18 protein-coding genes are annotated in these 21,834 nt (G+C 61.6%); 7 read left to right on the top strand and 11 right to left on the bottom strand.

Annotated features, from left to right (window positions below; genetic code table 11):
* Positions 1-94: 94 nt before the first annotated feature.
* Positions 95-1,363 (bottom strand): cytochrome P450, encoded by a 1,269-nt coding sequence (locus ACP7AP_RS16800; RefSeq protein ID WP_426035852.1) that lies wholly within the window; start codon positions 1,361-1,363, stop codon positions 95-97.
* A 72-nt stretch (positions 1,364-1,435) separates the two neighbouring features.
* Here ACP7AP_RS16800 and ACP7AP_RS16805 point away from each other — a divergent pair, with 72 nt between their 5' ends.
* On the top strand, positions 1,436-2,119 hold the full coding sequence (locus tag ACP7AP_RS16805) for a type 1 glutamine amidotransferase (RefSeq protein WP_426035854.1): 684 nt from the start codon (positions 1,436-1,438) through the stop codon (positions 2,117-2,119).
* Between the two features lie 30 nt (positions 2,120-2,149).
* On the opposite strand, the gene ACP7AP_RS16810 is transcribed toward ACP7AP_RS16805, so the two are convergent.
* Genes ACP7AP_RS16810 through ACP7AP_RS16840 form a run of 7 tightly spaced genes read right to left on the bottom strand, consistent with a single transcriptional unit; the run spans position 2,150 to position 9,905 of the window.
* Positions 2,150-3,661 carry a M81 family metallopeptidase gene (locus ACP7AP_RS16810; protein ID WP_426035856.1) on the bottom strand — a complete coding sequence of 504 codons (1,512 nt, stop codon included), beginning with the start codon at positions 3,659-3,661 and terminating at the stop codon, positions 2,150-2,152.
* A gap of 10 nt (positions 3,662-3,671) precedes the next feature.
* The gene (locus ACP7AP_RS16815) at positions 3,672-4,616 is read right to left on the bottom strand and encodes an ABC transporter ATP-binding protein (RefSeq protein ID WP_426035858.1); all 945 of its coding nucleotides are present in this window, start codon (positions 4,614-4,616) and stop codon (positions 3,672-3,674) included.
* Positions 4,613-5,575, bottom strand: a complete 963-nt coding sequence (locus ACP7AP_RS16820; protein WP_426035860.1) for an ABC transporter ATP-binding protein — start codon at positions 5,573-5,575, stop codon at positions 4,613-4,615. The genes ACP7AP_RS16815 and ACP7AP_RS16820 overlap by 4 nt, the downstream gene beginning before the upstream one ends.
* Positions 5,572-6,417, bottom strand: a complete 846-nt coding sequence (locus tag ACP7AP_RS16825; protein ID WP_426035862.1) for an ABC transporter permease — start codon at positions 6,415-6,417, stop codon at positions 5,572-5,574. Before ACP7AP_RS16825 ends, ACP7AP_RS16820 begins: the two co-directional genes overlap by 4 nt.
* Positions 6,414-7,340 (bottom strand): ABC transporter permease, encoded by a 927-nt coding sequence (locus ACP7AP_RS16830; RefSeq protein WP_426035864.1) that lies wholly within the window; start codon positions 7,338-7,340, stop codon positions 6,414-6,416. Before ACP7AP_RS16830 ends, ACP7AP_RS16825 begins: the two co-directional genes overlap by 4 nt.
* Positions 7,341-7,364: 24 nt before the next feature.
* Positions 7,365-8,942 (bottom strand): ABC transporter substrate-binding protein, encoded by a 1,578-nt coding sequence (locus ACP7AP_RS16835; protein WP_426035866.1) that lies wholly within the window; start codon positions 8,940-8,942, stop codon positions 7,365-7,367.
* Positions 8,943-8,975: 33 nt separating this feature from the next.
* The gene (locus tag ACP7AP_RS16840) at positions 8,976-9,905 is read right to left on the bottom strand and encodes a MurR/RpiR family transcriptional regulator (RefSeq protein ID WP_426035868.1); all 930 of its coding nucleotides are present in this window, start codon (positions 9,903-9,905) and stop codon (positions 8,976-8,978) included.
* Between the two features lie 116 nt (positions 9,906-10,021).
* Between ACP7AP_RS16840 and menC the strand changes: the two genes are divergently transcribed.
* Positions 10,022-11,146, top strand: a complete 1,125-nt coding sequence (menC, locus tag ACP7AP_RS16845; protein ID WP_426035870.1) for an o-succinylbenzoate synthase — start codon at positions 10,022-10,024, stop codon at positions 11,144-11,146.
* Positions 11,143-11,850 carry a GNAT family N-acetyltransferase gene (locus ACP7AP_RS16850; protein ID WP_426035872.1) on the top strand — a complete coding sequence of 236 codons (708 nt, stop codon included), beginning with the start codon at positions 11,143-11,145 and terminating at the stop codon, positions 11,848-11,850. The genes menC and ACP7AP_RS16850 overlap by 4 nt, the downstream gene beginning before the upstream one ends.
* Before the next feature lie 36 nt (positions 11,851-11,886).
* Here ACP7AP_RS16850 and ACP7AP_RS16855 read toward each other — a convergent pair whose 3' ends face one another.
* Positions 11,887-13,920 (bottom strand): FAD-dependent oxidoreductase, encoded by a 2,034-nt coding sequence (locus ACP7AP_RS16855; protein WP_426035874.1) that lies wholly within the window; start codon positions 13,918-13,920, stop codon positions 11,887-11,889.
* 125 nt (positions 13,921-14,045) lie between these two features.
* Here ACP7AP_RS16855 and ACP7AP_RS16860 point away from each other — a divergent pair, with 125 nt between their 5' ends.
* On the top strand, positions 14,046-14,672 hold the full coding sequence (locus ACP7AP_RS16860) for a TetR/AcrR family transcriptional regulator (protein WP_426035876.1): 627 nt from the start codon (positions 14,046-14,048) through the stop codon (positions 14,670-14,672).
* Between the two features lie 3 nt (positions 14,673-14,675).
* Here ACP7AP_RS16860 and ACP7AP_RS16865 read toward each other — a convergent pair whose 3' ends face one another.
* Entirely contained in the window at positions 14,676-15,440 is a 765-nt protein-coding gene (locus tag ACP7AP_RS16865; protein ID WP_426035878.1) for an HpcH/HpaI aldolase family protein, read from the bottom strand.
* 129 nt (positions 15,441-15,569) lie between these two features.
* On the opposite strand from ACP7AP_RS16865, the gene hpaR reads away from it, so the two are divergent.
* The 3 genes from hpaR (at position 15,570) to ACP7AP_RS16880 (ending at position 20,430) form a co-directional block, all read left to right on the top strand.
* Positions 15,570-16,025, top strand: a complete 456-nt coding sequence (hpaR, locus tag ACP7AP_RS16870; RefSeq protein WP_426035880.1) for a homoprotocatechuate degradation operon regulator HpaR — start codon at positions 15,570-15,572, stop codon at positions 16,023-16,025.
* A gap of 155 nt (positions 16,026-16,180) precedes the next feature.
* Entirely contained in the window at positions 16,181-17,329 is a 1,149-nt protein-coding gene (locus ACP7AP_RS16875) for an efflux RND transporter periplasmic adaptor subunit (protein WP_426035882.1), read from the top strand.
* Positions 17,326-20,430 (top strand): efflux RND transporter permease subunit, encoded by a 3,105-nt coding sequence (locus ACP7AP_RS16880; protein WP_426035884.1) that lies wholly within the window; start codon positions 17,326-17,328, stop codon positions 20,428-20,430. Before ACP7AP_RS16875 ends, ACP7AP_RS16880 begins: the two co-directional genes overlap by 4 nt.
* 123 nt (positions 20,431-20,553) lie before the next feature.
* Here the strand turns inward: ACP7AP_RS16880 and pcaF are convergent, their stop codons facing one another.
* Positions 20,554-21,750, bottom strand: a complete 1,197-nt coding sequence (gene pcaF / locus ACP7AP_RS16885; protein ID WP_426035886.1) for a 3-oxoadipyl-CoA thiolase — start codon at positions 21,748-21,750, stop codon at positions 20,554-20,556.
* Positions 21,751-21,834 lie beyond the last annotated feature (84 nt).

The raw sequence follows: 21,834 nt of genomic DNA on the forward strand, positions 1-21,834 counted from the left end.
TCAGGGCGGCGATCCTGAACCGATTTACGGCACTTGGAACGCCGCAAACTCAACGTGTGGGATGACTCTGTCCAGCGGAAGGGAAAACTCGACCTCAGGCTGATTTGTGCAACAGAGCCACGGTGACGGGCAAAGATTTCAGACCGCCGACGAAGTTGGAACGCAGGTATTTGTGATCACCCGCAGGTTCGATCTTGCGGATGCGTTTGGCAAGTTCTTCGAAAAGCACGCGCACCTCTAGACGGGCCAGCCACATGCCAAGGCAGACATGCGGGCCGCCTTGACCGAAGGCCATGTGGCGATTGTTCTGGCGCGCAAAGTTGACGCGCATCGGGGTGTCGAAGGCGCTCTCATCTCGGTTGCCGGAGAGCCACCAGTAGACCACCTTTTGCCCGGCCTTGATCTGCTTGCCGTAGTAGTCAAAATCGCGGGTGGCGGTGCGGCGGAAGTAGATTGCCGGGGTGGCCCAGCGGATGATTTCATCGGGGGCGGTGTCCCAGACCGTATCGGTTTGCAGAAGACCAAGAAGTTCGGGCTGGTGGGCGAGGGCTTGCAGGCCCGCTGCGATGGAATAGCGGGTGGTGTCATTGCCCGCCGCGACCAAGAGGCAGAAGAAATTACGGAATTCGTGTTCGGGCATCACGGTGCCATCGGCGGCGGGCTGCATGATCAAGGGCAGGATACCCGAGCGGTCGCCCGAAGCGGCTTTGCGGGCCATCAGGTCTTTGGCATAGACGAACAGCTCGGCTCCGGCGGGGGAGTTGAACGGCATCATGCGAAATTCGTCGGTGGTCATCTTGTCGAGGACGTGGCTGGTGAAATCGGGATCGGTGTTGGCGATCAGAGCATCGCCTTTGGCGACCAGCCACGGCAGATCGGCGTCGGGCGTGCCCATGATCCGGCCAAGCATCCGCATCGGCAGTTGGCGGGCGATCTCGGTCGTGGCATCAAAGGTGAGTTTCGGCAGGATAGTGTCGAGAATATCGACACAAATATCGCGGATCACTTGTTCAAACTGCGCAATCACCGGGCGCGAGAAGGCTTTGGCGACGCGGATGCGGGTGGCCATATGTTCGGCGCCGTCAGTTTCCTGAAAGGTGCGGCGGGCGAGATATTCCTCATAGGACTGATCCTCGATGCGGATGCCACGGGCGGAGGACAACAGGTCGGTCTGGCGGTTGAGTTCCAGAATGTCGGCATGGCGCGTGACGCTCCAATAGTTTTCGCCTTGGGCATAGGCGGTCCAATGCATCGGATCGTCGCGGCGCAGGCGGGCAAAGGTGTTCAGCGGGGCACCCTGCGCGAAGGCGGCATGGCTGGACAGATCGGCATGGCCATCATCGGTGGGAGTCCAAAGCGTCATATTTCCTCGCTTGCCGTGGGGCTGATTTATAAATATACTATACATGTTCATAAATATGTAAAGAGAAAGATCATGCATATTGCGGTGCTGGTGGCGAACACCGACGAGAGTGCCTTTGCGCAAGCACATCCGAAGGATAGCGCGAAATTTGCGGCGCTGTTGCAGGGGTTGCGACCCGATTGGCAGGTCAGTGCGTTTTCGGTGAAGGACGCAGAGTTTCCGGCGGAGAGGCAGCAGTTTGATGGTTGGATCATCACCGGAAGCCCGGCCTCGGTCCATGATTCTGCGGCTTGGGTGGGGCGGTTGTTTGGGCTTATCCGTGAGATTGTGGCGCGGGGCGAGCCGCTGTTTGGCGCGTGCTTTGGGCATCAGGCGATTGCTATGGCGTTGGGCGGGGTGGTCGGGGACAATCCCGGCGGTTGGGTGTTTGGCGCGGTGGATACGGAGATGGAGGGGGAGAAAATACGGCTCTATGCGGCGCATAGAGAGCAAGTTTTGGTAGTGCCGAAGGGGGCGGTGGTGTTGGGCGGCAATGCGGAATGTGCGGTGGGAAGTTTTGCTATGGGGCGCGGGGTGCTGACCACGCAGTATCATCCTGAGATGACGCAGGGGTTCATGGCGGCACTGGTGGCGGAATATGCGGGGAAGCTACCTGCGGATGTGGCTGCGCGGGCGAAGGCAAGTTTGGACGTGCCTGTGGATTGCGATGTGATCGCGGCGCGGATCGTGCGGTTTTTTGAGGACGCCCTCGGTTAAAAGGCGTAGATATGGGAGGTTTAGCGCCTATTATGTGACACCAAATCCGGTGCGATCCAGCGGCCAGACCGGGCGGCGGACGCGGGTGTAGGGGCGGAGGTGGGCTTGCGGGGTAGCGAGGGCTCCTGTGTCGCAGACGATGACTTTGCCCGCAATCGGCTCAAACGCGGCGCGGAAGTGCTGCATGGATTTGACGACCAGAAAGCGCAGTGTGCTGGGTTCTATGCCAAAGGTGCGGACCTGCATCAAGTCGAGCATCTGGCCGGGTTGCGTGACGACCAGAATATCAATGCCTTGCACACGCAAAACGACGGTGGGGCCGAAGCTGTGGGTGATGCCGCCAAGGATGGGGCCGTTGCCGGTGTAGCTGCCATCCGACAGGTGGATGATCTCGCCTGTCACATTCAGCGGGCCACCGCCAAAGCTGGGGTCTTGTTTGCCGCCCAGCGCGAGGGTGACTTGATCGCCGATTTTGTGACGGTGCAGGATGTTTGCAGCTTGGGCGTCGATCATTGGGGCGAAGGCTCCGCCAGTTGCACCAGCGTCAAGCAGGGCTTGCAACAGCGCGGTGGCGTCGCCGTAAGCGCCTGCACCTGGATTGTCGGCGTAGTCGGCGATGATCAACGGGCCTTTGCTGGCATCGAAATCGCGGGCTTGCAGGGCTGCGGCGGCGGGGGTCAGGAAATCGTTCGACACCGACTCGCGTTGCGCCCAGATTGTGTCGGCCAGGGCCTCGGCAATCGCTTGGGCGCGGGCGGCGGCGGTGGGGATGTTTTGGTCGTAGCTGACCAGAACGGTCGGGCCTGCTTCCAGAATATCGGCTTCGGCGAAGCCCGCGTTGATCGAGACGGCAAGGATGCCGGGTTCGGATTCGCACTGTGTGGCGCGGGTGTAGAGGGCGGCGGTTTGCGGCACGTCGCTGCGGCCCGCGTTGGCTTCATCAAGCATCGGGCGATGGGCGCGTAGCGTAATGGGGTTTGTGTTACCGCGCAGCATCGCATCCAGCAGGCGGGCGGCGTGGCGGCCGGTTTCGCGCATGTCGATATGGGGATAGGTCTTGTAGCTGACCATGATCTGCGCCTGCGCGACCATTGCGGGCGTCACCATCGCGTGCAGATCCAGCGTGACGGCGATGGGCATAGCCGGGCCGACAATGGTGCGCAGGCGGTGGAGGAGTTCGCCCTCGCCATCCTCGCAGAACGTCGGCACCATCGAGCCGTGCAGGCTGAGCAGGATACCATCGAGGCTGGCGCGATGCTGCCGCGCGCCGTCGCAGATCAGGCCCGCGATATGCTCGAACGCCTCGCGGGACACGCGCGCGCCGGGGGTGGCATGGGCGGAGACTATGTGGGTGATCTGCCAGCCTGCCTTGCTGCCAATGTCAAGGAATCCGGCGAGTTCTTCGTTGACGTCGCCGAAGCGGTCGATGGCGGTTTGGCCCTTGTCCAGCACATCGTTGCGGAAATCTTGCAGCGTGGTTTCGCCGCGTTTGAAGGTGTTGCTTTCGTGGACGAAGGCGGCGGTCAGGATGTGGAAGGGCATGGGCGGGCTTTCAAAGCGGGTGGAAGCAGGCGGTCGGGTGATTTGTGGCATCCAGCGTGGGGCGCTCAGCGCGGCAGCGGTCTGTGGCCTGCGGGCAGCGCCCGGCAAAGGCGCAGCCGGGTGGCAGATCGAACGGGCTGGGGATTTCACCGCTGAGCGGCGCTATGGCGCGGCGGCGGGCTGGATCGGGGGCGAAACCGCTGTCGATCAGGGCGCGGGTGTAGGGGTGGCGTGGTTTAGCATCGGCGGTGGGCAAGATTTCGACCACGGCACCCAGATACATCACCACGATGCGGTCACAGAAGTAGCGCACAAGGCCAAGGTCGTGGCTGATGAACAGGTAGGTCAGGCCCATCTGATCGCGCAGGCCCGCCAGCAGATCAATGATTTGGGCCTGAATAGAGACATCCAGTGAGGCCGTGGGTTCATCCAGCACCACAAATTCCGGGCGCAGGGCAAGGGCGCGGGCGATGCCGACGCGTTGACGCTGGCCGCCGGAAAGTTGGTGCGGGTGGCTGGTGGCCATGTGGGTGGGCAGGCCGACCGCGTCTAGCATCTCGGCGATCTGGCCGGGGGGCAGCGGGCGGCGCTGCACGGTGAAGGGTTCGGTCAGCACATCGGCGACGGAAAAGCGCGGGTCGAGCGAGGAATAGGGGTCTTGGAACACCATCGCCATGCGCTTGCGCGCGGCGCGTAAGGCGCTGGGGCCAAGGCTGGTGAGGTTGGTGCCGTCTAGGGTGACGCAGCCAGAACTAGGCTCTAACAAGCGTAAAACCAGCCTTGCGAGGGTGGATTTGCCGCAACCGCTTTCGCCGACGACGCCGACGACCTCGCCTTTGGCAATGGTCAGCGAGACATCGCGGACGGCCAGCATGGCGCGGGGGCGCTTGAGGAAGCTGCCGCCGGTTTGGAAGCGTTTGGTGAGGGATTCGATCTGGATCATCGGGGCGGTCATAACGCGGACTCTGGCAGGTGCAGGCAGGCGGCTTGGCCATCGCCTCGGGTTATCAGGGGTGGGGTTTGCTTGGCACATGCGGCGGTGGCTTTGACGCAACGGGGGTGGAAGCGGCAGCCTGTGGGGTATTGGCGGGCGGAGGGGACTGCGCCGGGGATGCCGCGCAGGGTGCCGCGCGCCATGCCTTCCTGCGGGATGCAGGTGATCAGGGCTTTGGTATAGGGGTGCTGGGGGGCGGCGAAGATCGGGGCGACGGCGCCTTCTTCCGCCAGACGGCCCGCATAGAGCACCGCCACCCGGTCGCAGATTTGCGCCACGACGCCCATGTCATGCGTGATCAACAGCAGGGCGACGCTCTTTTCACGCACCAAGCCCGCGAGGATTTGGATGATTTGGGCCTGCACAGTGACGTCTAGCGCCGTGGTCGGCTCATCAGCGATCATCAGTTCGGGATCGCCTGCGAGCGCCATGGCGATGACGATGCGTTGCTTCATGCCGCCGGAAAGCTGATGCGGCCAAGCCTCGGCCACCGCCTGCGCCTCAGGGATGCGGAGTTGGGTCAGCAGATCGAGCGTACGGGCGCGGGCGGCTGGTTTGGTCAGGCCGAGGTGCAGACGGGAAACCACGTCGATCTGCGCGCCGATCCGCTGCACGGGGTCGAGGGCGGTCATCGGGTTTTGAGTGACAAAGCCGATGCGGCGGCCCCTGAGGGCGCGGCGTTGGGGGTCGGTAAGGGTGGCAAGGTCTTGGCCATCAAACCGCACCGAACCGGCACTAACATGGCCGCCAATCAGCGGCAGCAGACCCATCGCGGCCATGGCGGTGAGGGATTTTCCAGAGCCGGATTCGCCGACAAGGCCAAGGGTTTGGCCTCGTTCCAACCGCAGACTCACACCATCCAGCAGTTGCGCCGAGCCGATGGCAACGCTGACGTTTTGCAGCTCCAACAGCGCGCTCATACCGCCCTCCGCATCCGGGCGCGGATGTCGAGTTCGGCGATCAGCGCATCGCCGTAGAGGTTGATGGCGACGACGGTTATGGCGACGGCGAGGCCGGGAAAGATGATGATCCATGGCGCTTTGAACACCAGAGCCGAGCCTGCCGACATCATGCCGCCCCAAGATGGCACCGGGGGTTGTGCGCCAAGGCCGAAGAAGCCGAGGGTGGCTTCCAGGATGATGGCGTCTCCGGTGGCGAGCATGGCGCTGACCAGCACCGGGGCGAGGGCGTTGGGCAGCAGGTGGCGGAACAGGATGTGGGCGTTGCCAGCACCCAGGCTGGCAGCGGCTTCGATGAAGGTTTCGCCCTTTAGGGTCATGATCTGGGCGCGGGTCAGGCGGGTGAATTGCGCGAGATAGGCGACGGATATGGCGACCATGGTGCCAGTGGTGCCGGAGCCGATGATCGCCACGAGGATCAGCGCGATCAGGATTTCGGGGAAGCTCCATGTCAGGTCCACCACGGTGGTGACGGCGCGGTCGAACCAGCCGCCGAACCATGCGGCGGCGGCACCCAAGGTCATGCCACACAGGACTGAGATAGTGATGGCGATGCTGCTGACCGACAGCGAGGTGCGCGCGCCGTAGATCAGGCGGGTGAGCAGGTCGCGGCCAAATTCGTCGGTGCCAAGCCAGTGGCTGGCGGAGGGCGATTGATACGCGGATTTAAGTGCTTGGGTATCATAGGCATAGGGGGTCAGCAGCGGGGCGGCGATGGCGGCGAGAATAACAAGGATCAGCCAAAGGCCAGCCGGGGCGCCTGCGGGGCGGCGGAGGGCGCGGATTTGGGCGGGCAGGGTCATGCGAGAGCCGCCCGCACGCGGGGGTCCATCGCGGCTTGCAGGATGTCACCCAGCAGAGTGCCAAGCATGACGGCCATCGCCAGCATCAACAGGCAAGCTTGCACCACGGGGTAATCGTGTTGGCTGAGCGATTTGATCAGCAGGGTGCCAAGACCGGGACGGGCGAAGACCACCTCTACCGTGACCGCACCGCCGAGAATCCAGCCGATTCTTAGTGCCAGAATCGTCACCACCGGGATCAAAGCATGGCGCAGGACATGGCGGAGTTGGATGCGCAAAGGCGACAATCCCTTAGCGTGGAGAAGGGTGACGAAATCACGGCCAGAGGCTTCGATCATCGCGACGCGGGTAATACGGGCGACGAGGGCGGTGGCGCCTAGGCCAATGGTCAGAACGGGCAAAACCAAGGCGCTGGCACTGCGCGCACCGGATACCGGAAACCAGCCCAGCCAGACCGAAAAGATCAGCATCAGGATCAGACCAAGCCAGAAGCTTGGCATGGTGGAGCCTAGGAGGACGCCGCCCATTATGGCTCTATCCGGCCATTTGTCTCGATTTAGCGCGGCCAAAACACCGAAACCGATGCCGACCACCGACGAAAACAGCAATGCCAGCCCGCCCAGCCGCAGCGAATGTGGCAGGGCTTGCAGGATCAGATCTGACACCGGGCGGCGGGCGACGATGGCGGTGCCAAGATCGCCCTGCATCACTTTCGACAGCCAGATGCCATATTGCACGGGCAGGGGCTGATCAAGGCCATAGCGGGCCTCCATCTCGGCGCGCGCGGTGGGGGACGATCCGACTTTCAGCAGGTTATCCACTGGATCGCCGGGGATGAAATGCAGGATCAGGAATATCACCAAGGACACGGCAAGGAACATCGGCACAAGCATCACGATCCGACGGATCAGATAGGTATACATGGCCGTGCCCCCTGCCCTGCGCCGTTATTCCTTTACTTCCATATCCATCACCGCAACCGAGCCTACGACGGGCGCGTTCAGGGTGGCGGGCATCACCAGACGGTCGGCGTTATAGGCGACGCTTTCGACGGGTTGATAGATCGGCGCCATCGGGAACTGGGTCAGCACGTATTCATGGTAGGCTGTGAAGTTGGCGACCCGCTCTGCCATGTTTTTCGAGCCTGTCATGGCAGCTTTGCGCAATTCTTCGGCTTTGGGATCATTGAACATCGAGATGTTCGGATAGCCCAGACGGTCTGCACCAAAGAACCAATCGACGATATCGGCATTGTCCCAGTCATAAGAACGCACGGCGAGTTGCTGGGTGCCGGTCTTGTATTGATCGCGGATCATCGAACTGTCGAAGGTGGTGATTTCGGCCTCGACCCCAACCGCTTTCAACTGCGCCTGAACCACTTCGGTCAGGCGGCGGAAGATGCTGTCGCTTTGGGTCCACAGGCTGACTTTCAGCGGCACACCGTCTTTGGCGCGGACGCCACCCTCACCCATCACCCAGCCAGCCTCATCGAGCAAGGCATTGGCGCGGGCGGGGTCGTAATGGATTTTGGCGCTGTCCGCGACATGGCCTTCTGGCAGGGCGGAGATCAGGAAGGTGTCGGCGATGGAGCCTACGCCGCCGAACACCGAGGCGAGGATTTCTTCTTGGTTGATCGCTTTGGCGACAGCTTCACGCACCTTGATGTCATTGAAGGGGGCTTTGGTGACATTGATCGGCATGTAATATACGTCTTGGCCCGGAAGCGTCATAACGGCAAGGTTAAGCTCTTTTTTGACCTCTGACAAAAGGTCAGCGGGCACGCCCAGCAGCATATCGACGCCGCCGGTTTTCAGCTCCAGAAACGCGGTGGAATCTTCGGCGATTTCGCGGAAGGTGATTTTGGCGATATGGGCAGGGCCGGTGTTTTTCGCCAAGGGCGAGCCCCAAGTGTAGTCGTCATTGCGCACCAGCACGGTTTCTTGGCCGACGGTGAAGCTTTCCAGCCTGAACGGACCGGTGCCGTAAACCTCGGTCACGCCGTAATTGTCACCCAAAGCGGCGTAGGATTTCGGCTCGATCACCGACATGAAACTGGAGGACAGGTTATAGAGCATGTTCGGCTCGGGCCGCGCCATGACGAATTTGACGGTCAGATCATCGACCACTTCGACCTTTGCGATGGCTTCGGTCATATAGGCGTTTTCGCTGCCTTTGAAGGCTTCCAGCCACGGGCCGATGGTGGCGGCGTTGAAGAGTTCGCCGTTGTGGAATTTCACACCCAGTTTCAGGTGGAAGGTCCAGGACATGCCATCAGGGGCTTCTTCCCATGATTCAGCCAGCCATGGGTGGAACGACAGATCGGCGGCCTGGCTGACCATGCGGTCGAAGATCAGCGTGGTGGCCTTGTTCAGGTTGTTGGCTTTGATCGGGTTGTAGGTGGGCGCGCCGACCTCGCTGGTGTTCAGCACGAACACGGCTTCTTGGGCGACGGCGGCTTGGGCGGCGAACAGCGCGAACAGGCTGACGCTGGCGGAGAGAAGCGTTTTGCGGATGCTTAGGGTCATGGACAGATCCTCCTTTGTTGGTTTTTTTGTTTGTTATGTGGTGGGCTTGCTGGGGCCACGAGCCGAGCCGATATGGCCGATAAAACTGCCGTGTAGAGCCGAAACACGGGCCATGCGGGCCTCAACTGTCGCGCCGAGTTCGCGGAAAACCCCGTTGATCATCAGGCCGACCAGTGATGACATCGCCGAAGTGGCGTCCCAGAAATGATTGAGATCGGTGGGCACGGCGAAGACTTCGGTGACGGTGTCATGCGCCCACGAGCAATAGGGATCGGTGATCAGCGTCACCGGGATGTTTGCGTCGCGCGCAGCCAAAGCCAGATCGCGGGTCAGGCGGGAATAGCGGCGGGCGTCGATCAGAACGAGGGTGGTCTCTGTAGGATCGTCCAGCAAAACCTCGGCAAAGTGGCCAGCGGCAACATCGCAGAGCTGCACACCCGCGCGCAGGTATTGCAGGTTGTGGGCGAGTTCGGCGGCGCGACCGCGTTCGGTCTGAAAGCCCGCCACCCAGACAGAGCGGCGGTGCGACAGGCGATTGACGGTGGCATCAAAGGCGGCGCTGGCGGCCATTTCATAGACGGCTACTAAGGCGGCCATCTCACGTTCCAGCGCACGGGAAAGCTCGGCATTGCCACTTTGGCTGCGGCGGTGGAAATCTTGCAACCGGTCGCCGATCAGCCAGACGGTATCGCCCAGATCAAGTTGAAGACTGCCTTTGAGGTCTTTCAGATGGCGGTAGCCCAAGGTGCGGCAGAAGCGGCCCACAGTGGCCTCGGACACGCCGACTTTAGCGGCCACCGAAGCGGCGGTTTCAAATGGCAGCGATTGCAGATTGGCCAGCAGAAACCCGGCAATCGCACGGTCTGACGGGGTGCCCTCGGTGTTGGCAAGTGTCAGGCGCTGCCGCAGATCGCCCGAAGCGGCGGTGGGGTCTTGCGAAAAGGGCGGGTCGTCTTGCGGCAAATCCGGGGTTCCTTTTGGGTGTCAGGAAAGACTGTCAGGATTCTGTCATTCGGTCAAGCTTGCAAGTAAACTGAAATAAATCTAGCGTGACCCGCACCGCTGACAGGAGACCAGCCATGACCCAGACCCGCGCGCCGTTGCGCATTGACGCCGCCCATCTGCGGCTGGTGCGCCTGCCGCTGGTGACGCCGTTCACCATTGCCACTGGCACGATGACCGAGAAAATCTTCCCGCTGCTGGTGCTGAAATCGGGTGGGATTGAAGGCTACGCTGAAGGCGTGATGGACCCGCTGCCGGATTATCTGGAGGAAACCGTGGCGGGGGCGATGGGCCTGCTGCGCGATGTGTTGCTGCCGCAGCTGATCGGGCAAAGCTTTGCGCATCCACAGGAATTGGCGCGCAAGCTGCTGCCGTGGCGGGCCAATCATATGGCGAAGGCCACGGTGGAAATGGCGTTCTGGGATCTGTGGGCGAAATCGCTAAACCTGCCACTGCAAAGCGTGCTGGGCGGGGCGGGCGATGCGATTGATGTCGGGGTCTCATTGGGGATCGGACCGATTGCGACCACGATGCAGCGGATCGCCAGCCATCTGGAGCAGGGTTACAAACGCATCAAGCTGAAGGTGAAACCGGGGCATGATCTGGCCTTGTTGCGGGCGGCGCGGGCGGAGTTTCCGGGGGCGCATCTGACGGTGGATGCCAATTCCTGCTATACTTTGGCCGACACGGCGCTGTTGCAGCGGATGGATGATTTCGATCTGGATTATATCGAGCAACCGCTGGCGTGGGATGATATTCACGACCATGCCACGCTGCAAACCCGGCTGCGCACGCCGATCTGTCTGGATGAATGTATCCGCACCGTCGAGCATACCCGCAAGGCACTGCAAATGGATGCGGCGCGGGTGATCAATATCAAGGTTGGCCGCGTTGGCGGCTATGCCAACGCTTTGCGCATCCATGATCTGTGCGAGGCGTTTGCGGTGCCAGTCTGGTGCGGCGGGATGCTGGAATCAGGCGTAGGCCGGGCGCATAATATTCATCTGTCCACACTGCCGAACTTTACCAAACCGGGCGATACCTCATCTGCCAGCCGTTACTTCACGCGGGATATTATCGAGCAAAAGCTGGAAACCACGGCGGGGCGGATGCCGGTGCCGCAGGGGGCTGGGATTGGGGTGAGCCTTGATCTGGACTATCTGAAGACCGCGACTCTGAGCCATGAAAGTTTTGCCGCATGAGCGAGATTACGTTCCACGACCTGTCGGGCATGGCCGAGTTTCGCGCCGCCGAGGATTTGCAGCGCAGCGTTTGGGGCGCTGGGGATCAGCCTGACCCTGCCGATCTGATGATGGTGGTGCAGGGCTTGGGCGGGCTGGTTGGCGGGGCTTTTGCGGGCGATGTGCTGATGGGCTATGTCTTTGGCCTGCCCTCATGCGACCCTGCGGTGCAGCACTCGCATCGGCTGGCGGTGCTGCCGGAAGCGCGCGGGCTGGGGCTGGGCGCAAGGCTGAAATTCTATCAGCGTGACTGGTGCTTGGCGCGGGGGATAAGCACGGTGCAGTGGACCTATGATCCGCTGCGTCCTATCAACGCCGCACTGAACATTCACCATCTGGGCGCGCAATCGGGCCGCTATCTGGTGGATTATTATGGTGCGATGGAGGGGATCAATCGCGGCATCGCCTCGGATCGGGTGTTGGTGGATTGGGCGCTTGATACCGAGGCGGTCGCGGCGCGGGCTTTGGGTAAGACGGGTTTGACGGTTGCGGGTGAAGTGTTGCCGCTGGCCTTGCCGCAAGATCTCGACGCATTGTTGGCACAGGATATGGCGGCGGCCTCGGCCCTGAGGATGCAGTTGCGGATGGCGTTGCAAGAGCGGATGGCGCAGGGGCAACGCATTGTCGGGTACGACAAGCAAAGCCGCTGCTACCGTCTGGCCTGAGGCCGTCGCGCCGATGGAAGCGCATCGGTTGTTGGATTAGATTTCCCGCACCAACCGCAAGGCGTCATAGATCGCGGCGTGGATGTTGCGGGCCTCTACCGCGTCTCCGATACGGAACAGTTGAAAACCTGCCGGACCGCCACCATGAGTTTGCGGTTGGCCTGCGATGAAAGCCTCGTAATCAACCGCACCCAAATTGACGGATTTCGGTTTGAGATCAAAGTAGATGTCAGCCAACGGCTGGGTGCCGTGGTTCACCACGATTTGATCGTAATGCGCAGTTTTGCCCAAAGTCATGTAGTCGGAATCCACCGTGGCTTTGATCTGGTTGCCGTCTTTCTCCACCCCGGTCAGGCGATACGTCACGGTAAAGGTGACGGGTTTGTCTTGCAGCGCGCGCATATAGGGCACAAGGTTCATCGCCATAACGTCCGGCGCGAAGGTGCGGTCGGGGGTCATGATTTCCACCTTCGCACCGGATTCAGCAAGGGTTTGGGCGGCTTGCAGGGCGGTGTGGTCGCCCGCATCGTCGTAGAGAAGCACATTGCTGCCCGGTTTCACATCGCCTGACAGGATATCCCACGCTGAAACGGTCAGATCATTGCCGAATTTTAGAATATCTTTCTCGGGCATCCCCCCCGTGGCGATGATCACCACATCGGGGTTTTCGGCCAGAATCTCAACGGCTTCAGCCCAGGTGTTGAAGCGGAACTCGACCCCCAACGCCGCGCATTGCGCCATGCGCCAGTCGATGATGCCGATCATCTCGGCGCGACGTTTGGTTTGCGCGGTCAGGCGGACTTGGCCGCCGGGTTGCGGGGCGGCTTCAAACACAGTGACTTTATGGCCGCGTTCGGCTGCGACGCGGGCGGCTTCCAGACCTGCGGGGCCTGCGCCGACCACCACCACCTGCCGCTTGGTAGCGGCGGGTTTGATGGCGTGCGGTTGGGTTTCTTCGCGGCCAGTGGACGGGTTGTGGATGCACAAAGCCATGCCGCCTTGGTAAATCCGGTCAAGGCAATAGGTGGCACCGACGCAGGGGCGAATGTCATCCTCGCGGCCCTCGACGATCTTTTGTACGAAATGCGGATCGGCCATATGGGCGCGGGTCATGCCGACCATATCCAGCTGGCCCGAGGCGATGGCATGGCGGGCGGTGGCGACATCGGGAATGCGGGCGGCGTGGAAAGTGGGCAGGCCGACTTCGGCGCGGATACGGCCTGCGAAATCCAGATGCGGCGCGGATTTCATACCGTGAATCGGGATCACATCGGTCATCGCGGCATCGGTGAAGATGCGGCCTTTGATGATATTCAGGAAATCGACCAGACCGGAGTCGCGGAACATTTTACCGATGGCGATGCCTTCATCGGCGGAAATGCCGCCCTGTTCGACCTCATCCGCGGTGTAGCGGACGCCGAGCAGGAAGTTTTCCCCCACACGTTTACGGCAAGCCGTCAGCACATCCATCGCAAACCGGGCGCGGTTCTCCAGGCTGCCGCCATAGGGCGCGGCAAGGGAGTTGGTGAACGGCGACATGAATTGGTCCATCAGATGGCCGTAACATTCGAATTCAACGCCATCGAGGCCGGCTTCTTTCATCCGCTCGGCGGCGTCGGCGTAGTCCTGGATGATGCGTTCAATGTCCCAATCTTCGATCACCTTCGGGAAGGCACGGTGGCTGGGTTCGCGGGCGGAACTTGCGCCCACGACCGGCAGCCAATCGCCTTTGTCCCAGCGGGTGCGGCGGCCCAGATGAGTAAGCTGGATCATCACGGCAGCCCCAGCCTCGTGGCAATCATCGGTCAGTTGCTTCATCCATTTCACCACCTCGTCTTTGTAGGCGAGGATGTTGTTGAACACCGGCGGGCTGTCTTTCGACACCGCCGCCGAGCCTGCGGTCATCGTCAGCGCAACACCCGCTTTGGCGCGTTCCAGATGGTAAAGCCGGTAGCGATCCTTCGGCATGCCGTCTTCCGGGTAGGCCGGTTCATGGCTGGTGGTCATGATGCGGTTGCGCAGGGTCAGGTGCTTAAGCTGGTAGGGTTGCAGCAGCGGATCGGTGGACATTCGGGCCTCGCAGAGGGCTGGGGTGTTACGGCTGGGGTTTTGCGCAGGAAAACAGGAATCGACATATGTGTCAAGTTTTCTGTCTTGAGGTTGATATACGGCGGCTGCGGCTTTAGGTTGGTGCGATGGATACGGGGCAAACATCAGAACGTGGCTGGCGCGGCACGCCGGAAATCTGGCTGGACGCGGCCTATGCGCTGCTGGTTGAAGGCGGTGTTGAAGCGGTGAAGGTGATGCCTTTGGCCGCAAAGCTGGGGCTGTCGCGCACCAGTTTCTATTGGCATTTTGCTGACCGTGAGGCGCTTTTGGCCGGGCTGATCGCGCGCTGGCAAAGCCGGAACACCGCAAATCTGATCGCCCGCACCAAGGCCCCTGCCCTGACGATTGCGGAAGCCATGCTGAACGTCAACGATTGCTGGATCACGCCCGGACTGTTTGACAGCCGGATGGAGTTTGCGATCCGCACTTGGGCGCTGACGGACAGCGCTTTGGCCGAGGTGTTGCAGGCAGCGGATCTGATGCGTGTTCAGGCTCTAACCGCCATGTTTGAGACGTTTTCCTACCCGCAGCATGAGGCGCGGGTACGGGCGCAGACGGTGTATCTGACACAGGTGGGCTATATCTCGATGCGGACCCAGGAATCGTTGGAGTTCAGGCTGCACAATATCCCGGATTATGTGCTGATCTTCACCGGCAAGGCCCCAACCGCAGCAGAGCTGGCAGCGTTTCGGGCACGCAATCAGGCGGGTTAGAGCCTATTCGCGTGCAGCGGCGGCCAAAACGTTGGCGGCGTTCAGCAGCAGGGGAATATCGCCACCGATACCGAGGAAGGTCACGCCCATCTCGCGGTAATGCTTGGCGAGTTTCAAATCAAAGGTCAAAATCCCTGCCGCTTTGCCGCTGGCGACGATCTGACGCATCGCCGTGTCGATGGCGGTTTGCACTTCGGGGGCGGCGGTGTTGCCGGGGAAGCCCATATCGGCGGCCAGATCAGACGGGCCGATGAAAATGCAGTCGATACCAGGAAGGCTCAGAATCTCGGGCAAGGCAGCCAGACCCGCGCGGCTTTCCACTTGCAGGATCAGGCAGGTTTCTGCGTTGGCGGTCGCCAGATAGTCACTAATACGGCCAAAATCGGCAGCCCGTGCCACCGCAGCCCCCAAGCCACGCACGCCTTCGGGTGGGTATTTCATGGCCTGCACCATTTGCTGTGCATGGGCGACGCTTTCGATCATCGGCACCATCACGGTCTGGATGCCGAGGTCGAGCACTTGTTTGACCAGATGCACTTCACCCACCGGGATTCGCACGACGGTGCTGGTGCGGGTGCCAATGGTTTGCGCCTGCGCCAGCATGGTGGGGATCGAGTTCGGACCGTGCTCGCCATCAATCAGCAGCCAATCAAAACCGCAGCCCGACAGAAGTTCGGCGGAATAGGGGCTGGCGAGGTTCAGCCAGATGCCAAATTGCGGCAGCTTTGCCGCCAACGCGGCTTTCAGGTGGTTTTTCGGCGCGGGCATGGCTGGTCCTTGCGGCTGGGGCTGTCAGCGTTTGAGGGATTCATAGCACGGATGGCGGCGGTGGACAGGGGCGGATGAACCTTAGCTTTGGCGACTTGCGCCAATCGGCACAATGGCGATAGTTGGCGGATGAGCCAGGATACCCCCCCGCCGCGCGACACACGCCATGCTTTGCCGATGGCGCTGTTGCGGGCGCGCGAGGCGGTGATGACGCGGTTTCGCCCGATGCTGGCGGCGCATGATATCAATGAGCAGCAATGGCGGGTGATACGGGTTTTGGGCGACGTTGAGGCCTTGGATGCGACCGAAGTGGCGGTGCGGGCGAATATCCTGGCGCCGTCATTGACCCGGATGATCAAGGCGATGACCGAGCGCGGGTTGATCCAAAGGTCACGCGATGCCAGCGATGGGCGGCGGGTGATGCTGTCGATTGCACCCGAGGGGCGCGCGCTATTGGGGCTGGTGGCGCCGGATTCGACGGCGATCTATCGACAGTTGGAGGCAGACTATGGCCCCACGCGCATGGCGCAACTGGTTGAGATGCTGGTTGCGCTGGCAGATTTGGATCAACCCAAGGCCGATTGAGCGGTTAAATCGAACTGCGCCGTTCAAATAGCGCGATCAAAGCGATGCGCTGCATTGACCTTTGCGGCAAAGACATAAACTCTTGGGGATAGAAACAGATAAAGTAGAAGCCTGCGCGTTGCTGCGGGTTTTCGGAATCAGTCAGGGTTGCACTCATGTCATTTTTTACCGCCCACCGCGTCACTGCGATTGTGGTGTTTGTCGCCGCCGCCGCTTGGGTGGCCACCGGGGAATTCTCGGCTGTGGGCAGCGAGGAGTTGAAAAAGGACGAGGCTGCGGAGACTGCGGAAACGGCGGCGACCGAGGCTGCTGTGGCGGCGGGAACCGAAGCGGCGGCAGCGCAGCGCACGGTGGCGGCGGTGGCACCGATGTTTATCGACTACGCGCGCGAGATCCGGATTTCGGGGGCGACCGAGGCAGATAAGCAGGCGGTGCTGGCGGCGCGAGCCTCTGGCATCGTGCATAAACTGGGCGTCGCGCAGGGCGGTGAGATTGCGGCGGACGCCTTGGTGGTGGAGTTGGAAGGCTCGGAAGTCATCGCCGGGGTCGATACGGCGCAGGCGGCTTTGGAGCAGGCGACGGAAACGTTGCGGGTGGGGCAGGCCCTGTATGATAAGGGCAGCCTGCCCGAGTTGGAGTTGATCACCCGCAGGGCTGCGAAGGCGGCGGCAGAGGCCGGGTTGTCGCAGGCCAATGCGGCGCAGGATCGGCTGCTGCTGAAAGCGCCGTTTGCGGGCACGGTTGATACGGTGGATGTCGAATTGGGCGAATGGGTGCAGACCGGGGCGGCGATTGCCACCATTCTGGCGCTGGACCCGATCGTGGTGAAAGCCGAAGTCAGCGAGCGCGATGTGGCGTTTGTGGCGATCGGATCAAAAGCCAAGGTGCGGCTGGTGGACGGCGTTGAGATGGAGGGGGTGGTGCGGCATGTGATGCGCCAAGCCTCGGAAAAGACGCGGACCTTTGGGGTTGAGGTGGCTTTGCCGAACGCCGATCATGCGATCCCTGCGGGCATGACGGCAGAGGTGCGGTTGTACACGGCAGCGGTGCCTGCGGTGGTGGTGCCTCGATCCATCATAACGATCAACGAAGATGGCGTGATCGGGTTGCGGGTGGTGGGGCCGGACAACAAGGCGGCGTTTGCGCCGGTGACGGTGATTGATGATGGCGAAGCAGGCATGGTGGTGACCGGGGTTCCGACGGACCTGCGCGTGATCGTGGCGGGGCAGGATCTGGTGTCGGACGGCGATGTGGTGACGGTGTCGGAACTGACCCCGGCGCAAGCAGAAGAGGCGCTGAAATGAAGCTGGTAGAGCTTGCAATCCGCAACGCGCGGCTGACGCTTTCGGTGCTGATCTTCCTGATTTTTTCGGGTGGGATGGCCTATTACACCATTCCGAAGGAAGCCGAGCCGGATGTTCAGATTCCGATCATCTATGTCTCGATGACCTTGGACGGCATTTCGCCCGAGGATGCCGAGCGGCTGTTGCTGCGGCCGATGGAAACCGCGCTGAAATCTATCCAAGGCATCAAGAAAATGACTGCCACCGCCTATCAAGGTGGCGGCAACGTGTTGCTGGAGTTTCAGGCCGGGGCGAATTTGGCCAAGGCGAAGTCGGATGTGAAGGACGGCGTCGATGATGCCCGCCCCGATCTGCCAGCGGAAGTCGATGAGCCGACGGTGAACGAGGTCAACCTGTCGGAATTCCCGGTGCTGGTCGTCACCTTGTCGGGCGATGTGCCCGAGCGCACCTTGAACGCCACGGCGCGGGCATTGCGGGATCGGATTGAGGATGTTCCGGGCGTTCTGGATGCCGCCTTGCGGGGCGTGCGCGAGGATGTGGTTGAGATCGTGATTGATCCGGCCAAGCTGTCGTCCTACGGCTTGCGGCCCGATACGATGATCGCCGGGTTCAACGCCAACAACCGCTTGATCGCGGCGGGCTCGTTGGAGGGCGCTGAGGGTCGCTATGCGATCAAAGTGCCATCGCTGATTGAGACGGTGCAGGATTTGGCCGGGCTGCCGGTGGTGGCCGAGGGCAATGCGATTGTGCGGGTCAGCGATCTGGCAGAAATCCGGCCTGCGCTGAAAGACCCTGAAACCATCACCCGGCTGGATGGCAAATCCGCCGTGGCGATTGAGGTGTCTAAACGCATCGGCTCGAACCTGATTGATACGGTGGACAAGGTGAAAGCCGTGACTGCCGCGTTGCAAAAGCAGATGCCGCCGGGGGTGGTGGTGTCGTTTAGCCAAGATAAATCCACGACCATCCGGCAAATGCTGAGCGATTTGCAAAACTCGGTGCTGACGGCGGTGGTCTTGGTGTTCATCGTGATCCTGTATGCGCTGTCGGTGCGGTCTTCGATTTTGATCGGGCTGGCTATTCCTTCATCGTTCCTGATGGGGATTTTGGGGCTGCAAATGGCCGGGCTGACGGTGAACCTTGTGGTGCTGTTCAGCCTGATCCTCGCGGTGGGGATGCTGGTGGATGATGCCATCATCGTGGTGGAATATGCCGAGCGCCGGATGGGCGAGGGCATGGACAAGCGCGATGCGTTTGCCGAGGCCAGCCATAAAATGGCGGGGCCGGTGATCGCCTCGACCCTGACGCGGATTGCGGCGTTCTCGCCCTTGCTGTTCTGGCCGGGGGTGGTCGGCGAGTTCATGAAATACATGCCTATCACGCTGATTGCGACTTTGTCGGCGTCGATGCTTTATGCGCTGATCTTTGTGCCGACTTTGGGCGCGATCATCGCCAAGCCGTTCGCGCATCCGCCTGTGCATAAGGATGGCGCGTACATGTGGGTGGTCGGCAAAGCCATTCGGCATCCGTTTATCGTGCTGTTTCTGGCGGTCAGCACGCTGGTTGCGGTGCCCTACAGCTATACCAAGTTCGGCAACGGCGTAGAGTTCTTCCCGAATGTCGAGCCTGATTATGGCCTTTTGTATGTCAAGGCGCGCGGCAACCTGTCGATTGACGAAAAGGACGTGTTGGTGCGGCAGGCCGAGTCTCGGATGCTGGGCTGGCCGGGTGTGAAGACGGTTTACACGCGGGTGGGCGGCACTGCGCAAGGCGGCGGTGAAGCCCCCGCTGATACCATTGGCACCATTCAATACGAATTTGTCGATTGGCGCGAGCGCAAGCCCGCCAATGACATTCTGGCCGATCTGCGCGTGGCGATGCAGGGTATTCCGGGGGTGGATATCGAAGTCTCGGTGCCCGCCGCTGGCCCGCCCACAGGCAAGGCCGTTCAGTTGCAACTGTCTGCCGATGATCCGGCAGGGCTGAACGATGCGGCCCGGGCGATTGCGCTGAAACTAGCGGCGATCCCGAATGTGATTGACGTGTCGAACGGTCTGCCTTTGCCGGGCGTGGATTGGGAATTGCAGGTTGATCGCGGCGAGGCCGCGCGTTATGGCGCTTCACCTGCGGCTGTCGGGGCTGTGGTGCAAATGGTGACATCCGGGCTGAAGCTGTCGGAATATCGCCCGGCAGGGTCGGATGACCCGGTGGATATCGTGCTGCGCTTGCCGCCCGAACAGCGGACGATTTCCGCGCTGGATCAGTTGCGGATTGAGACGCCCGATGGTCCTGTGCCGATCTCCAACTTCGTGACACGCTCTGCGGCGGCAACCACCGGCACGCTGACCCGGCTGGGTGGCGCGCGCACGATCACGGTGCAGGCCGGTATTGCGGCGGCGGCTGGCGTGCAGCCCGATCTGGTGCGCGGCGAGGTGCAGGCGATGGTCGAGAAAACCTTTGCCGAAGACGGCTATACCAAGGCCGGGATGCGCTGGATCATGGCCGGGGAAGATCAGGAACAGGCCGAGGCTGGGGCGTTCTTGGCCAAGGCGTTTGGCGCTGCGATCTTCCTGATTTTTGTGGTGCTGCTGGCGCAGTTCAACAAGTTCATCTCGGTGGGTTTGGTGTTGTCGGCGGTTTTGATGTCAACCATAGGGGTGTTCTTGGGGCTGATGATCATGGGGCAGCCATTTGGCGTGGTGATGACGGGGATCGGGGTGATCGCGCTGGCAGGCGTGGTGGTGAACAACAACATCGTGTTGATCGCGACCTATGACCAGTTGCGCGACGACGGCATGGACAAGATCGAGGCGGTGCTGGAAACCTGTCGCGAACGCGCCCGTCCGGTGGTGCTGACCGCACTGACGGCGATTTTCGGGGTGTTCCCGATTGCCTTCGGGCTGAACCTTGAACTGCTCAGCCACGAGACGACGATTGGCGCGCCGTCAACCCAATGGTGGATCTCGCTGTCGTCGGCGATTGTCTACGGGTTGGCGTTTGCGACGATCCTGACCCTGATCGTGACGCCATCGCTGCTGATGCTGGTCAGCCGGTCTAATCGGTCTTTGCGGGAAGGCCGGCGCTGGTTCTGGAAGAAGTGATTTTCTTGAAATCAGCAGGTTGCCACAACATATTGTGGCAACCTGTGCAAAAATTGCCAGTTTCCACAAGTCGTTCCCAGCGGGGAAGACGATTCAGCGTCATCATCAGCTCAGAGTCAAAAGTCAGTCCCGCTCAATCGCAATAGCGATGCCTTGGCCCACACCGATGCACATGGTCGCCAAACCGCGCTGACCGGGTTGCAGTTGCAAAGCCGCCGTCCCGGTGATGCGTGCGCCTGTCATGCCCAAAGGATGCCCCAGCGCGATAGCCCCGCCATTGGGATTGACGCGGGGGTCGTCGTCGGCAATGCCAAGCGCGCGCAGGGTGGCAAGACCTTGGCTGGCGAAGGCCTCATTCAGCTCAATCACCGCAAAGTCGGATGGCGTAAGGTTCAGGCGGGCCATCAGTTTCTGGCTGGCCGGGATCGGGCCAAGCCCCATGATGCGGGGGGAGACTCCTGCGGTTGCGCCGCCCAAGATGCGGGCGATGGGCGTCAGCCCGTGTTTATGCGCGGCAGCGGCAGTGGCGATGATCAGGGCGGTGGCTCCATCATTGACGCCGCTGGCGTTGCCTGCGGTGACGCTGCCACCTTTGCGGAACAACGTGCCGAGTTTGCCGAGGGCTTCCAGCGTGGTGGCGCGGGGGTGTTCGTCTTGGGTGATCAGCACGGGATCACCCTTGCGCTGCGGGATGCTGACCGGGGTGATTTCGCGGCCCAGGCGGCCATTGGCCTGTGCGGCGCTGGCTTTGGCCTGAGAGCGCAAAGCGAAGGCGTCTTGGTCAGCGCGCGAAATGTTGCAATCCTCGGCGACGTTCTCGGCGGTTTCAGGCATGGAATCTGTGCCGTATTGCGCCTGCATCACCGGATTGATGAAGCGCCAGCCAATCGTTGTGTCGAAGATTTCAGCGGCGCGGGAGAAGGCGGTTTCGGCTTTCGGCATCACGAAGGGCGCGCGCGACATCGACTCGACTCCACCTGCGATGATCAGATCGGCCTCACCCGCTTTAATCTGGCGGGCGGCGAGCAGGATGGCGTCCATGCCAGAGCCACAGAGGCGGTTGATGGTGGTGCCGCTGACGGTTTGCGGCAGACCGGCGAGAAGGCTGGCCATGCGGGCGACGTTGCGGTTGTCCTCGCCCGCTTGGTTGGCGCAGCCCATCACCACATCATCGACGGCAGCCCAATCGACGCCCGGATTGCGGGCGATCAGGGCGCGCAGCGGGATGGCGGCAAGATCATCGGTGCGGACCTGCGACAGGCTGCCACCGAAGCGCCCGATCGGGGTGCGGATATAGTCGCAAATGTAGGCCTCGGTCATGGCGGGCTCCAGCGGTATCAGGGATTACTTTAAGTATAAAATAACTGATGTGAATGTCGAGTGGAACATAGCGAAGGGGCAGAG

Origin of the sequence: Cypionkella sp. TWP1-2-1b2 (assembly GCF_049896245.1) — a bacterium.
GTDB lineage: Bacteria > Pseudomonadota > Alphaproteobacteria > Rhodobacterales > Rhodobacteraceae > Cypionkella.

Excerpts from the sequence above, each read along its gene's own strand:
- ACP7AP_RS16800 (WP_426035852.1), bottom strand. The coding sequence starts at position 1,363 with ATGACGCTTTGGACTCCCACCGATGATGGCCATGCCGATCTGTCCAGC.
- ACP7AP_RS16830 (WP_426035864.1), bottom strand. The coding sequence starts at position 7,340 with ATGTATACCTATCTGATCCGTCGGATCGTGATGCTTGTGCCGATGTTC.
- hpaR (WP_426035880.1), top strand. The coding sequence starts at position 15,570 with ATGAGCCAGGATACCCCCCCGCCGCGCGACACACGCCATGCTTTGCCG.
- ACP7AP_RS16825 (WP_426035862.1), bottom strand. The coding sequence starts at position 6,417 with ATGACCCTGCCCGCCCAAATCCGCGCCCTCCGCCGCCCCGCAGGCGCC.
- ACP7AP_RS16805 (WP_426035854.1), top strand. The coding sequence starts at position 1,436 with ATGCATATTGCGGTGCTGGTGGCGAACACCGACGAGAGTGCCTTTGCG.
- ACP7AP_RS16880 (WP_426035884.1), top strand. The coding sequence starts at position 17,326 with ATGAAGCTGGTAGAGCTTGCAATCCGCAACGCGCGGCTGACGCTTTCG.
- ACP7AP_RS16865 (WP_426035878.1), bottom strand. The coding sequence starts at position 15,440 with ATGCCCGCGCCGAAAAACCACCTGAAAGCCGCGTTGGCGGCAAAGCTG.
- menC (WP_426035870.1), top strand. The coding sequence starts at position 10,022 with ATGACCCAGACCCGCGCGCCGTTGCGCATTGACGCCGCCCATCTGCGG.
- ACP7AP_RS16875 (WP_426035882.1), top strand. The coding sequence starts at position 16,181 with ATGTCATTTTTTACCGCCCACCGCGTCACTGCGATTGTGGTGTTTGTC.
- ACP7AP_RS16855 (WP_426035874.1), bottom strand. The coding sequence starts at position 13,920 with ATGTCCACCGATCCGCTGCTGCAACCCTACCAGCTTAAGCACCTGACC.
- ACP7AP_RS16815 (WP_426035858.1), bottom strand. The coding sequence starts at position 4,616 with ATGACCGCCCCGATGATCCAGATCGAATCCCTCACCAAACGCTTCCAA.
- ACP7AP_RS16835 (WP_426035866.1), bottom strand. The coding sequence starts at position 8,942 with ATGACCCTAAGCATCCGCAAAACGCTTCTCTCCGCCAGCGTCAGCCTG.
- ACP7AP_RS16820 (WP_426035860.1), bottom strand. The coding sequence starts at position 5,575 with ATGAGCGCGCTGTTGGAGCTGCAAAACGTCAGCGTTGCCATCGGCTCG.
- ACP7AP_RS16850 (WP_426035872.1), top strand. The coding sequence starts at position 11,143 with ATGAGCGAGATTACGTTCCACGACCTGTCGGGCATGGCCGAGTTTCGC.
- pcaF (WP_426035886.1), bottom strand. The coding sequence starts at position 21,750 with ATGACCGAGGCCTACATTTGCGACTATATCCGCACCCCGATCGGGCGC.
- ACP7AP_RS16860 (WP_426035876.1), top strand. The coding sequence starts at position 14,046 with ATGGATACGGGGCAAACATCAGAACGTGGCTGGCGCGGCACGCCGGAA.
- ACP7AP_RS16810 (WP_426035856.1), bottom strand. The coding sequence starts at position 3,661 with ATGCCCTTCCACATCCTGACCGCCGCCTTCGTCCACGAAAGCAACACC.